The organism is Streptomyces sp. NBC_00086 (assembly GCF_026343255.1).
Taxonomy (GTDB): Bacteria; Actinomycetota; Actinomycetes; order Streptomycetales; family Streptomycetaceae; genus Streptomyces.
Genome location: NZ_JAPELZ010000001.1, coordinates 4,841,741 through 4,853,542, shown reverse-complemented (window position 1 = coordinate 4,853,542; position 11,802 = coordinate 4,841,741). Strand labels below are relative to the sequence as shown.

General features: G+C 71.6%; 10 protein-coding genes. 2 read left to right on the top strand and 8 right to left on the bottom strand.

Going from position 1 to position 11,802, the window contains the following annotated elements:
• Window positions 1–9: 9 nt before the first annotated feature.
• The 4 genes from OG276_RS21925 to OG276_RS21910 form a co-directional block, all read right to left on the bottom strand.
• A complete protein-coding gene (locus tag OG276_RS21925; protein ID WP_266907939.1) occupies window positions 10–2,079 on the bottom strand; it encodes a fructose-specific PTS transporter subunit EIIC in 2,070 nt (689 codons plus the stop codon).
• Entirely contained in the window at window positions 2,076–3,029 is a 954-nt protein-coding gene (gene pfkB / locus OG276_RS21920; RefSeq protein ID WP_266907938.1) for a 1-phosphofructokinase, read from the bottom strand. Before pfkB ends, OG276_RS21925 begins: the two co-directional genes overlap by 4 nt.
• A complete protein-coding gene (locus OG276_RS21915) occupies window positions 3,026–3,787 on the bottom strand; it encodes a DeoR/GlpR family DNA-binding transcription regulator (protein WP_266907937.1) in 762 nt (253 codons plus the stop codon). Before OG276_RS21915 ends, pfkB begins: the two co-directional genes overlap by 4 nt.
• Window positions 3,788–3,927: 140 nt before the next feature.
• Complete coding sequence (locus tag OG276_RS21910) at window positions 3,928–5,523, bottom strand: MFS transporter (protein ID WP_266907936.1); 1,596 nt, start codon at window positions 5,521–5,523, stop codon at window positions 3,928–3,930.
• 62 nt (window positions 5,524–5,585) lie between these two features.
• Between OG276_RS21910 and OG276_RS21905 the strand changes: the two genes are divergently transcribed.
• A complete protein-coding gene (locus tag OG276_RS21905) occupies window positions 5,586–6,560 on the top strand; it encodes a YafY family protein (protein WP_266907935.1) in 975 nt (324 codons plus the stop codon).
• A 218-nt stretch (window positions 6,561–6,778) separates the two neighbouring features.
• Here OG276_RS21905 and OG276_RS21900 read toward each other — a convergent pair whose 3' ends face one another.
• A complete protein-coding gene (locus OG276_RS21900; protein ID WP_266907934.1) occupies window positions 6,779–7,756 on the bottom strand; it encodes an RNA polymerase sigma factor RpoD/SigA in 978 nt (325 codons plus the stop codon).
• Window positions 7,757–8,281: 525 nt separating this feature from the next.
• Between OG276_RS21900 and OG276_RS21895 the strand changes: the two genes are divergently transcribed.
• Window positions 8,282–8,929, top strand: a complete 648-nt coding sequence (locus tag OG276_RS21895) for a Uma2 family endonuclease (protein ID WP_266907933.1) — start codon at window positions 8,282–8,284, stop codon at window positions 8,927–8,929.
• Here OG276_RS21895 and OG276_RS21890 read toward each other — a convergent pair.
• The 3 genes from OG276_RS21890 to OG276_RS21880 form a co-directional block, all read right to left on the bottom strand.
• Window positions 8,901–9,284 (bottom strand): hypothetical protein, encoded by a 384-nt coding sequence (locus tag OG276_RS21890; RefSeq protein ID WP_266907932.1) that lies wholly within the window; start codon window positions 9,282–9,284, stop codon window positions 8,901–8,903. The genes OG276_RS21895 and OG276_RS21890 overlap by 29 nt on opposite strands.
• Window positions 9,277–10,071, bottom strand: coding sequence for a dioxygenase (locus OG276_RS21885; RefSeq protein ID WP_266907931.1), 795 nt, complete (start codon window positions 10,069–10,071; stop codon window positions 9,277–9,279). Before OG276_RS21885 ends, OG276_RS21890 begins: the two co-directional genes overlap by 8 nt.
• A 144-nt stretch (window positions 10,072–10,215) precedes the next feature.
• Window positions 10,216–11,751: an MFS transporter gene (locus OG276_RS21880; RefSeq protein ID WP_266907930.1), complete on the bottom strand. Its 1,536-nt coding sequence runs from the start codon at window positions 11,749–11,751 to the stop codon at window positions 10,216–10,218.
• Window positions 11,752–11,802: the final 51 nt, after the last annotated feature.

The following is an 11,802-nucleotide window of genomic DNA, read 5'->3' as shown; positions in this document are numbered from 1 at the left end:
GGACGGCGGTCAGGCGGCGGCGGTGACCTTCACCTGTTCCGGCAGGGGCGCCGCTTCGGTGGCCCCGGCCTGCTGTCGCGGGGTCTCGTCCTGCTTGCGCATCCCCTTGAGGAGGATGACCAGGCCGGCGCTGGTGGCCGTACCGGCGGCGATGGCGATCAGGTAGAGCAGCGGGTTGCCGATCAGCGGGATCACGAAGATGCCGCCGTGCGGGGCCCGCAGGGTGCACTCGAAGGCCATCGAGAGGGCTCCGGTGACCGCGCCGCCCACCATGGAGGCCGGGATCACGCGCAGCGGGTCGGCCGCGGCGAACGGGATGGCGCCCTCGCTGATGAAGGAGGCGCCGAGGAACCAGGCGGCCTTGCCGTTCTCGCGCTCGGTCTTGGAGAAGAGCCGGCCGCGGACCGTGGTGGCCAGCGCCATCGCCAGCGGCGGCACCATGCCGGCGGCCATCACGGCGGCCATGACCTTGAGGCTGCCCTCGTTGGGGGTGGCGAGGCCGCCGATGGCGAAGGCGTAGGCCACCTTGTTGAGCGGGCCGCCGAGGTCGAAGCACATCATCAGGCCGAGGATGACGCCGAGGATGATCGCGTTGGCGCCGGAGAGGCCCGACAGCCAGTCGGTGAGGGCCTGCTGGAGCGAGGCGACGGGCTTGCCGACGACCAGGAACATCAGGAACGCGGTGACGGCGGAGCCGATCAGCGGCAGGACCACCACCGGCATGATCCCGCGCAGGGCGGTGGGGATCTTCAGCTGCTGGACGGCGAGGACGGTGCCGCCCGCGATGAGGCCGGCGATCAGACCGCCGAGGAAGCCGGCGTTGATGGTGAGGGCCACGGCGCCGCCGACGAAGCCGGGGACGAGGCCGGGGCGGTCGGCCATGCCGTAGGCGATGTAGCCGGCGAGGACGGGGACCAGGAAGCCGAAGGCGAGCCCGCCGGTCTGGAAGAGCAGTGCGGCCCAGCTCACGGCCTCGGTCCAGACGAAGTGTTCGGCGACCGAGGGGGCGGTGTTGATCTCGTACCCGCCGATGGCGAAGGCGAGGGCGATGAGGAGGCCGCCTGCGGCGACGAACGGGACCATGTAGCTGACGCCGGACATCAGCCAGGTGCGGAGCTTGGCGCCGTAGCCGTCCTGGTCCTGTCCGGATTCTTCGACGGGGGTCGGGGTGGTGCTGGAGATCTCGCCTCGGGCGGCCTTGTCGCGGGCCTCCTGGAGGAGTTCCGCGGGGCGGTTGATGCCCGCCTTGACGCCCACGTCGACGGTGGGCTTGCCGGCGAAGCGGGCCCTTTCCCTGACCGGGACGTCGTGGGCGAAGACGGCCGCGTCGGCGGCGGCGATGGTTTCGGGGGTGAGCTTGGTGAAGCCGGCGGAGCCCTGGGTTTCGACCGTGAGCTCGATGCCGGCCTCGGCGGCGGCCTGGGTGAGGGCCTCGGCTGCCATGTAGGTGTGGGCGATCCCGGTGGGGCAGGACGTGACGGCCACGATCCGGAACGGCTGCTGCCCTGCGGGGCTTTCCCCACCCCGCCCCTTCCCGAAACCGGGGGCTCCGCCCCCGGACCCCCGCTCCTCAAACGCCGGAGGGGCTGAATTGGGCGCCGGAGTGGCCGGGTTGGTGGTCGGCGCGGCCGGGTTTTCGGGCTCGCCCGAGACCAGGGCCGCGGCTTCCTCAGGGGTCGCGGCCGCGCGGAGGGCCGCCACGAAGTCGGGGCGCATCAGGCGGCGGGCCAGGGTGGAGAGGATCGACAGGTGGGCGTCGTCGGCGCCTGCGGGGGCGGCTATCAGGAAGATCAGGTCCGCCGGGCCGTCCGGGGCTCCGAAGTCGATGCCGGAGGTGGAGCGGCCGAAGGCCAGGGTGGGGGTCGTGACGTGGGCGGACCGGCAGTGGGGGATGCCTATGCCGCCCTCCAGGCCGGTCGGCATCTGGGCCTCGCGCGCCGCCACGTCGGCCAGGAAGCCGTCCAGGTCGGTGACCCGGCCCAGCGCCACCATCCGTTCGGCGAGGGCACGTGCCGCCCCCTCCTTGGACTCGGCCGACAGGTCGAGGTCGACCAAGTCTGGGGTGATCATCTCGCTCATCGCTCGTCGCTCATTTCGGACAGAGGGAGGTCCAGGGGCAGGTCCTGGGTGACATGGACCGCGTCGGGCCGCAGATCCGAGGGGGCCGGCATGGCGCTGCCGGGAAGCTGGACCGCGGCGGCGCCGTGGGCCAGGGCGGAGGCCAGGGCCGCAGGCCCCGTACCCCCCGCGATCAGGAAGCCGGCGAGGGAGGCGTCGCCCGCGCCGACGTTGCTGCGGACCGAGGAGACGGCCGCCGTGCCGTAGTAGGTGCCCTCCCCGGAGACCAGGAGCTGGCCGTCCGCGCCGAGGGAGGCCAGGACCGCGCCCGCGCCCAGCGCGCGCAGTTCCTCCGCGGCCCCGAGCACGTCGCCGAGGGTGGCCAGGGGCCGCCCCACCGCGGCCGCGAGCTCCGAGGCGTTCGGCTTGATCACGTCCGGGCGGGCCGGCAGCGCCGCGAGCAGCGCCGGGCCGGAGGTGTCCAGGGCGATGCGGGTGCCCGCGGCGTGGGCCCGGGCCACGATGTCGGCGTACCACTCGGGGCCGAGGCCGCGCGGGAGGCTGCCGCAGCAGGCGATCCAGGCGGCGCCGCCCGAGCAGGTGCGGACGGTTTCCAGGAGGAGCGCCGATTCGGCGGCGGTCAGTGCCGGACCGGCGGCGTTGATCTTGGTGAGGGTGCCGTCCGGTTCGGCGAGGGAGATGTTGGAGCGGGTCAGGCCTGCGATGGAGACCGCCGTGACGTCCACGCCCTGGGCGCCGAGGAGTTCGGCGATCATCGTGCCCGGCGTGCCGCCGAGGGGCAGGACCGCCGTCGTACGGAAGCCGGCGGCGGCCACCGCGCGGGAGACGTTCACGCCCTTGCCCCCGGGGTCCACCCGGTCGCCGCTCGCGCGGAGCACCTCGCCGCGGTCCAGCGAGGGGACCTCGTAGGTCCGGTCGAGGGAGGGGTTGGGGGTGACGGTGAGGATCATACGAGCACAACTTCCGTACCGGCGGCCTCGATCGCCGCCTTGTGGGCGGGGCTGAGCCCCTTGTCCGTGATGAGGAGGTCGACGTCGGCGAAGGCGCCGAAGCACGCGAAGTGCTCTTGGCCCGCCTTCGCGGAGTCGGCGAGGAGGACCACGCGGCGGGCGGCGGCCATCGCGGCGCGCTTGACGGCGGCCTCGGCGAGGTCGGGGGTGGTCAGGCCGCCCTCGGCGGTGAAGCCGTTCGTCGCGAGGAAGAGGACGTCGGCGCGGATCTCGGCGTAGGCGCGCAGCGCCCAGGCGTCGACCGCGGCGCGGGTGCGGTGGCGGACGCGGCCTCCGACGAGGTGGAGGTCGATGCCGGTGTGGTCGGCGAGCCGGGCGGCGACGGGCAGCGCGTGGGTGACCACGGTGAGCGCGGTGTCGACGGGGATGGCGGCCGCGAGGCGGGCCACCGTACTCCCCGCGTCGAGGACGATGCTGCCGCCGTCGGGGAGTTCGGCGAGGGCGGCGGCCGCGATGCGGTCCTTCTCGTCGGCCGCGGTGGCCTCGCGCTCGGTGAGGTCCGGCTCGAAGTCGAGGCGGCCGGCCGGTATGGCACCGCCGTGCACCCGGCGTACGAGCCCGGCCCGGTCCAGGGCCTTGAGGTCGCGGCGCACGGTCTCGGCCGTGACCTGGAACTGGTCGGCCAGGGACAGGACGTCGACCCGGCCCGCCTCGCGGGCGAGGCGGAGGATCTCCTGCTGGCGCTCCGGTGCGTACATGTGGTTTCAGATCCGTTCGATGCCCGACTCTGTGGATTCTCCTGGATCGTACGCCCGTTTGCGCCTGGAAACAAAACAAACGGGCATGTCCGCCAACAGAAGCGGACATGCCCGTGAGTGAGGTGCGCAGGCGCGCGGTGCTAGCCCGCGTGCTCCGCGCCGCCCTCGCGCTCGGCCATGGGGACGGCCTTGCGCGGCAGCATGAACATCACGGAGAAGATCACGACCAGGACGGCCACGACCCACCACATGGCGTTGTGGAACGCGTCGACGTACGGCGGCCCGAAGACCCGGTCGTCCTCGATGAAGCCGAAGTAGACGACGGAGGTCAGGCCGAGGCCCAGCGCGTTGCCCATCTGGCCGGTGGTGTTGATCAGCCCGGACGCCGAGCCGGCGTGCTCGCGCGGTACCTCGGAGAGCACGGTGTCGGTCAGCGGCGCGATGATCAGGCCCATGCCGACGCCCATGACGATCAGCGGGGCGGCCATCTGCCAGGAGGTGATGGTCATGCCGTAGCGGTCCGACTCCCAGATGTAGAGGAGTACGCCCGCGGCCATGATCAGCGCGCCGGCCTGGAGCACCTTGCGGCCGAAGCGCGGTACGAGCTTCTGTACGGACACACCCGCGGCGGCCGAGACGGCGATCGAGAACGGGATGCCCGTGGAGCCGGCCTTCAGGGCGCTCCAGCCGAGGCCCATCTGCATGTAGAGCGTCCACACGAGGAAGAAGATGCCGGTCGCGAGGCCGAAGGTCAGCTGGACGGCGATACCGCCCGCGAAGCTCTTGACCTTGAACAGGGAGAGCTCGACGAGCGGGGAGCCGTCCTTGCGGATCTTGTACTTCTCGTAGGCGATGAAGGCGGCGAAGACCAGCGGCGAGGCGATCATGCAGACGAAGCCCCACACGGGCCAGTCGTTCTCGCGGCCGTGGGTGAGCGGGAAGATCAGCATGACCAGGGCGAGGGTCGCGAGCACGACGCCCACCAGGTCCAGGCGCAGCGCCTTGGGGGCCTTGGACTCGGAGATGAACTTGCGGCCCAGGATCACGCCCGCGATGCCGACGGGCAGGTTGATCAGGAAGATCGGGCGCCATTCGAGACCGGCGATGTTCCACTCGGTGAGCAGCGCGCCGAGCATCGGGCCCGAGACGGCGCCGAGGCCGATGATCGCGCCGAACAGGCCGAAGACCTTGCCGCGCTCGTGCGGCGGGAAGGTGACGTGGATGATCGCGAGCACCTGCGGGACCATCATGGCCGCCATGCCGCCCTGGAGGATGCGGGCGGCGACGAGCACATCGGGGTTGGGGGCGAGACCGCAGAGCAGCGAGGCCGCCGTGAAGCCGGATATGCCGATGAGGAAGAGGCGCTTGCGGCCGTAGATGTCACCGAGACGGCCGCCGGTGATCAGGCCGGCGGCGAAGGCGAGGGCGTACCCCGCGGTGATCCACTGGATGGCGCTGGTGGAGGCGCCGAGGTCCTCGCGCATCCGGGGTATCGCGATGTTGACGATCGTGACGTCGACCAGGTCCATGAAGGCGGCGGTCATCACGATGGCGAGCGCGATCCAGCGGCGGCGGTCGGCCGGGGCCGCGGGCTCGCCCGGCGCGCCCGGCTCGCTCGTCGTGCCGGCGCCGCCGGTCTTGCCGATCGGGTTGGTCTCTGCGGGAGGGTCGGTCCGCTCTTCTTGTACGGGCCCGTTCTTTCCTTCGGGCGATGACTGGGTCGTCTCGGTGCTCATGGAGAGAAACCTAGACGGCATCTAGGTCAGTTGGTGTCCTATTTGGCTGGCACCTTTGAACCATGACCGACACCCCGGCCCGCCTCCTCTCCCTCCTCTCCCTGCTCCAAACCCCGCGCGAGTGGCCCGGGAGCGAGCTGGCCGAGCGGCTGCGGGTGAGCGCCCGTACGATCCGGCGCGACATCGACCGGCTGCGGGAGCTGGGGTACCCGGTGGAGGCCACGCTGGGGGCGGAGGGGGGCTACCGGCTGGTGGCCGGCGCCGCGATGCCGCCGCTCGTCCTGGACGACGAGGAGGCCGTCGCGATCGCGGTGGGGCTGCGGGCGGGGGCCGGGCACGCCATCGAGGGCGTGGAGGAGGCCTCCGTACGCGCCCTCGCGAAGCTGGAGCAGGTCCTGCCGGGGCGGCTGCGGCGGCGGGTGGGCGCGCTGCAGTCCGCGACGGTCGCGGTGGCTCGGGGCGACGGGGCGAGCGTGGATCCGCGGACGCTGACGGCGATCGCCTCGGCGGTGGCGGGTCCGGAGCGGCTGCGGTTCGCGTACCGGGCGCGGGACGGGGTGGCCTCGCGACGGCTGGTGGAGCCGTACCGGCTGGTCAGCACCGGGAGCCGGTGGTACCTCGTGGCCTACGACATGGAGCGCGGGGACTGGCGGACCTTCCGGGTGGACCGGATGAGCGAGCCGTACGCGACCGGGGCGAGGTTCGCTCCGCGGGAGCTGCCGATGGACGCGGTGGACTTCGTGCGGCTGGGGCTGCGGGGTGGGGGGACCTACCCGGTGGATGTCACCTTCACGGGTGAGCGGTGTGCCGATGCCCTGCCGGGGTGGCTCCGGGAACGGGTGGTGGTGGAACCGGGTTCCGGGGCTGTAGAGGAGGGCGGCGGGGTTCGGGTGCGGTTCGAGTCCGCGGACTCGCCGGAGTGGCTGGTGGCCCGGTTGGGGCTGGTGGGGGTGCCGTTCACCGTGCACGGGCCGGGGGCTCTGGTGGAGGCCGCGCGGGCGCTGGGGGCGCGACTGGCGGAGGCGGCCGGGCCGTAGCCGGGGCCCTGCGGGGCTGTCCCCTACCCGCCCTTCGCCCGTTCCCCGGGCTGCGCCCGGACCCGTAAGGGCCTGGGGCTCCGCCCCGGACCCCGTTCCTCGAACGCCGGCGGGGCTGCAACGGGCGACGGCGGTGCCGGATCGGGCAAAGGGGAGCCCCCGGCGCCTGGGGGGGATAGGCACCGGGGGCTCGTATGGGGGGCTGTGACTCGGGGCCGTCAGGCCACCGCGTCGAAGCCGGTGTCGCGGGCCATCTTCTTCAGTTCGAGCAGCGCGTGCTTCTCGATCTGGCGGATTCGCTCGCGGGTCAGCCCGTGCTGCTTGCCGACTTCAGTAAGCGTACGCTCTCGACCGTCTTCAATGCCGTAACGCATCTTGATGATCGACGCGGTTCGCTGGTCCAGCTTGCCCAGCAGGTCCTCCAGCTCCTCGCTGCGGAGGAGGGAGAGGACGGACTGCTCGGGGGAGATCGCCGAGGTGTCTTCGAGCAGATCGCCGAACTGCGTGTCGCCGTCCTCGTCCACGCCCATGTTCAGGCTGACCGGATCGCGCGCCCAGTCCAGGACGTCGCCGACGCGCTTCTCCGTCGTGTCCAGCTCGGCGGCGATCTCCGCGTGCTCCGGGTCGCGGCCGTTCTCGCGGTTGAACTCGCGCTGGACCCGGCGGATCCGGCCGAGCTCCTCCACCAGGTGGACGGGCAGGCGGATGGTGCGGGACTGGTCGGCGATGGAGCGGGTGATCGCCTGGCGGATCCACCACGTGGCGTACGTGGAGAACTTGAAGCCCTTGGCGTAGTCGAACTTCTCCACGGCGCGGACCAGGCCGGCGTTGCCCTCCTGGATGAGGTCGAGGAGCGGCAGACCGCTGCGCGGGTAGCGGCGGGCCACGGCGACGACCAGGCGGAGGTTGGACCGGATGAAGACTTCCTTGGCGCGCTCACCCTCCGCGGCCAGGAATTCGAGCTCCTCCCGGGAGGGCTTCTTGCCCTTGCGCTCTATCGCGCCGTCGAGGATCTGCTGGGCGTACACGCCCGCCTCGATGATCTGCGAGAGCTCCACTTCCTTGGCCGCGTCGAGCAGCGGGGTACGCGCGATCTCGTCCAGGTACATGCCGACCAGGTCGCGGTCTGCGATCTCCCCGCTCGCAGCGCGAGCGCTGCTCGCGGATTGACGACGGGCGACGGCGCGGGTTGCCATGCGTGCTCCCTTGCGATGAGTTCGGTCGCTGTGGTGCGGTGGTTCGGCTGCGCTGGTTCGGCTGCCCGGACACTCTCCCGAGTGCCCGCTTCCGAAGGAAACAACGACTGGAATCGGGACAGAATTCCCACGTTGCTCCCTGTTTTTCGAGATCTTGCAGTATCCTGCCCCGCCGCCCCCCGATCCGATCGGATCGGCGATGCCGCCGGGCCTGAAGATCCGCAGGTCAGGGCGGGGATTGCGGTCGACCCCAGCGGCCTGACGGGCCACCCGAGGGAGGCGGCGATGAGACCACCGTCACACTTGACACGGCCGCCTTCGCCCCTGTCGCAGCGTCGCCCCCGGCTGCACTCCCACCCCAGGAGACGAGCCCCGGCGGCTTCTGGTTGCCTCGTCCGGCGATGGCCTCCCCGTCCGAGTGAAGGTTGGGCATATTCCTGTGGCATGGGCGGCTGCGGTCCGGGCATCGGAGAGTCGCTTGTGCCGTCCGGTCTGCGACGCCCACACTCAGAGGAGGTGCTGCACATGACCGCTCTCGCACACGAGACGCTGGAGGCCGTAATGCCGAAGGTCGCGACTCCCCCGTCGGACCTTGACGACGTCCTGTGGCAGGCATGGAAAGCCATGGAACTCCCCGAGGGCTACCACGCCGAGATCGTCGAGGGGTTCATCGAGGTGTCACCCACGGGTCGCTACTCGCACGGCCGTACCGTCAATCGCTTGAGGGATCAGCTCGTCGCATTCCTCGCCGGCGGCGAGTTCGCCGCTCGCCAGGACATGAACGTCATCCACAAACGCAAGGTGTGGATCCCCGATCTGTTCGTCGCACTGGAGGACACCGAGGGACACGTCACCGAGGACGGTCTCGGAGTCGACGCCTCCGCCGTAGCACTGATCGTCGAAGTCGTCTCCCCCGGCAGCGACAACATCACGCGCGACAGGACGCGCAAGCGGCGCGATTACGCCCGGGCCGCCGTTCCCGTCTACGTCCTGATCGACGACTTCGACGACGGTGGCACCGTCACCGTGCTGACCTCCCCCAACCCCGGGAAGGCCGTCTACGAGGACGAGTCGCGGACGGCGTACGGGACCCCGGTCGCGATCCCGACCGGCCCCGCCAAGGGGTTCACCATCGGGGAGGACGTCACCGGTCCGGTCCGGGGCGGCGGGTAGCGACCTGCGGGCAGGCGTGGCAGGCCGGCGGGCCCGACTGGGTCCACCACTTGCAGGCCGGGCGGAGGTGGCAGGCGGGTGGCGCGGCGGCCTTCGGCGGGGGTGAGGTCAGGCGGGTGGCCAGGGTGCAGGTGTCGCCCGCGCGGTTGAGGCAGTGCGGGACGCAGTGGGAGGCCAGGCGCAGCAGGCGGCGTGGTTCCACCCCGTCGGCGAGTTCGGCCAGGGCTTCGGCCGCCGGGCGGGGGGCCGGGAGGTAGGCCGGGGGCCCGTCGAGGCCGTGGCGGACCGCGAGGACCAGCGACTCCGGCGCGTACGCCGAGCCGCTGGGGCACCAGAGCTGCTCGCGGTCAGCCAAATTGCAGGGACCGCTTCGACAGGCCCATCCAGAAGCCCGAGACCGGGGTGGTTGCGGTGGCGAGGTCGGATTCCGCGGCGCCCAGGGTGACGAACAGGGGGGCGAAGTGTTCCGTACGGGGGTGGGCCAGGCGGCCCGCCGGGGACTTGGCTTCGAAGTCCAGTAGGGCGTCGATGTCGGAGGCGGCCAGTGCCTCGTGGCCCCAGGCGTCGAACTCGGCCGACCAGGCGGGAACTCCGGGGCCGGTGTGGCGCAGGGCGGCCAGGTTGTGGGTGAAGAAGCCGCTGCCGACGATGAGGACGCCCTCGTCGCGCAGGGGGGCCAGCTTGCGGCCGATCTCCATCAGGCGGCGCGGATCGAGGGTCGGCATGGATATCTGGAGCACCGGTATGTCGGCCCCGGGGAACATCTCCACCAGCGGGACGTACGCGCCGTGGTCGAGGCCGCGGTCGGGGATGTCCTGGACGGGGGTGCCGGGTGCCTTGAGGAGTTTGCGGACCGACGCGGCCAGCTCGGGGGCGCCCGGAGCGTCGTAGCGGACCTGGTAGTAGTGCTCGGGGAAGCCCCAGAAGTCGTAGACGAGCGGGACCTTCTCGGTGGCCCCGAGGGCGAGCGGGGCCTCTTCCCAGTGCGCGGAGACCATCAGGATCGCGCGGGGGCGCGGGAGGTCCGCGGACCAGGCGGCCAGTTCGGCGGGCCACAGCGGGTCGTCCGCGAGGGGCGGGGCTCCGTGGCTCAGGTACAGCGCCGGCATCCGGGCGGGGGTCAGGGCTTCGGGCGTCGGCATCAAGAGCTCCAGGAATCGTCACGGCGGGCCGCCACACAAAGACTAACCCCGCATCGTTCAAATTTGAACGATGCGGGGTCATCAGTCATTCCCGTACCCGGGAGCGGGACCCGTCGGGGCCCGCCCCCTCTTGCGAAGGTGGGGTCAGTGGGCGATCACCGGGATCTTCATGTCGGCGTCCTCGCCCTCGGCGACCGGGGCGCCCGCGCCCGGCTTGCCCGTGGTGATGAGGGTCAGGGCGATGAGGGAGCTGGCGACCAGGATGCCGACCGCCCACCAGATCGCGGAGGAGTAGCCCTCCACCATGGCCTGGGCCTGGATCAGCTGCGCCGCCGGGCCGCCCGCCGCGGCCTCGGCCGCGTGGTCGGTCAGGTACGCGGTCGTCGCGGAGGCGGCGATCGTGTTCAGCAGGGCGGTGCCGATCGCGCCGCCCACCTGCTGCGAGGTGTTGACCATCGCGGAGGCGACACCGGCGTCGGCCGGGTTCACCCCGTACGTGGCCAGGGACATGGCGGGCATGAAGGCCGTACCCATGCCGAGGCCCAGCAGCAGCTGCGCCGGCAGGATCAGCGCCGGGTAGGAGGAGCCGACCTCGAGCTGCGTCAGCAGCAGCATGCCGCTGGCGGCGACCATGAAGCCGGGGCCCATCAGCAGGCGCGGGGGGACCCGCGTCATGAGGCGGGCGCCGATCTGCGTGGAGCCGGCGATCATGCCCACGATCATCGGGAGGAAGGCGAAGCCGGTCGTGACGGGCGAGAAGCCCTTGACGACCTGCAGGTAGTAGGTGAGGAAGAGGAACAGGCCGAACATCGCGATGACGGCGAGGCCCAGCGAGAGGTAGACGCCGCCGCGGTTGCGCTCCAGCAGGACGCGCAGCGGGAGCAGCGGGTTCTTCGTACGGGACTCGACGAGGACGAACGCGCCGAGCAGCACCACGGAGGCGATGAACATGCCCACGGTGAGGCCGTCCGACCAGCCGGCCGACTCGGCGCGGGTGAACCCGTAGACCAGGGCGACCAGGCCGGTCGTGGACAGCAGGACACCGGGGATGTCGAGCGGTGCGCGGTTACGGCCGCCGGCCGGCTCGCGGATGATCATCCAGGCGCCGACGGCGGCGACGATCGCGAACGGGATGTTGACGAAGAAGGTCCAGCGCCAGTTCAGGTACTCGGTGAGGACACCACCGAGGATCAGACCCACGGCGCCACCGCCACCGGCGATCGCACCGTAGATGCCGAAGGCCTTGGCGCGCTCCTTGGCGTCGGTGAACATGACGGCCAGCAGCGAGAGCGCGGCGGGCGCGAGCAGTGCGCCGAAGGCGCCCTGGAGGGCGCGGGCGCCCAGCATCATGGCCTCACCCTGTGCGGCGCCGCCCAGCGCGGAGGCCAGGGCGAAGCCGATGAGGCCGACGATGAAGGCGTTCTTGCGGCCCCACTTGTCGGCGATGCGGCCGCCGAAGAGGAGCAGTCCGCCGAAGGCCAGCGCGTACGCGGTGATGACCCACTGGCGGTTGCCGTCCGAGATGCCGAGGTCGGTCTGGGCGGACGGCAGGGCGATGTTCACGATGGTGGCGTCGAGGACGACCATCAGCTGCGCCAGCGCGATGAAGACCAGGGCCTTCCAGCGACTGGGATCGGCGGCGGCGACGGACAGCGGCGGGTTCGCGGCTGTTTTTGACATGGGGGTACCCACTTCGCGGTGCGAGATGACTGAAAAGAAAGAATCAGGGCG

What these genes read in the sequence shown, in the direction of transcription:
- OG276_RS21885 (WP_266907931.1), bottom strand. Translation starts at nt 10,071, where the DNA reads ATGCCGACGCCCGAAGCCCTGACCCCCGCCCGGATGCCGGCGCTGTAC.
- pfkB (WP_266907938.1), bottom strand. Translation starts at nt 3,029, where the DNA reads ATGATCCTCACCGTCACCCCCAACCCCTCCCTCGACCGGACCTACGAG.
- OG276_RS21880 (WP_266907930.1), bottom strand. Translation starts at nt 11,751, where the DNA reads ATGTCAAAAACAGCCGCGAACCCGCCGCTGTCCGTCGCCGCCGCCGAT.
- OG276_RS21905 (WP_266907935.1), top strand. Translation starts at nt 5,586, where the DNA reads ATGACCGACACCCCGGCCCGCCTCCTCTCCCTCCTCTCCCTGCTCCAA.
- OG276_RS21915 (WP_266907937.1), bottom strand. Translation starts at nt 3,787, where the DNA reads ATGTACGCACCGGAGCGCCAGCAGGAGATCCTCCGCCTCGCCCGCGAG.
- OG276_RS21910 (WP_266907936.1), bottom strand. Translation starts at nt 5,523, where the DNA reads ATGAGCACCGAGACGACCCAGTCATCGCCCGAAGGAAAGAACGGGCCC.
- OG276_RS21900 (WP_266907934.1), bottom strand. Translation starts at nt 7,756, where the DNA reads ATGGCAACCCGCGCCGTCGCCCGTCGTCAATCCGCGAGCAGCGCTCGC.
- OG276_RS21925 (WP_266907939.1), bottom strand. Translation starts at nt 2,079, where the DNA reads ATGAGCGAGATGATCACCCCAGACTTGGTCGACCTCGACCTGTCGGCC.
- OG276_RS21895 (WP_266907933.1), top strand. Translation starts at nt 8,282, where the DNA reads ATGACCGCTCTCGCACACGAGACGCTGGAGGCCGTAATGCCGAAGGTC.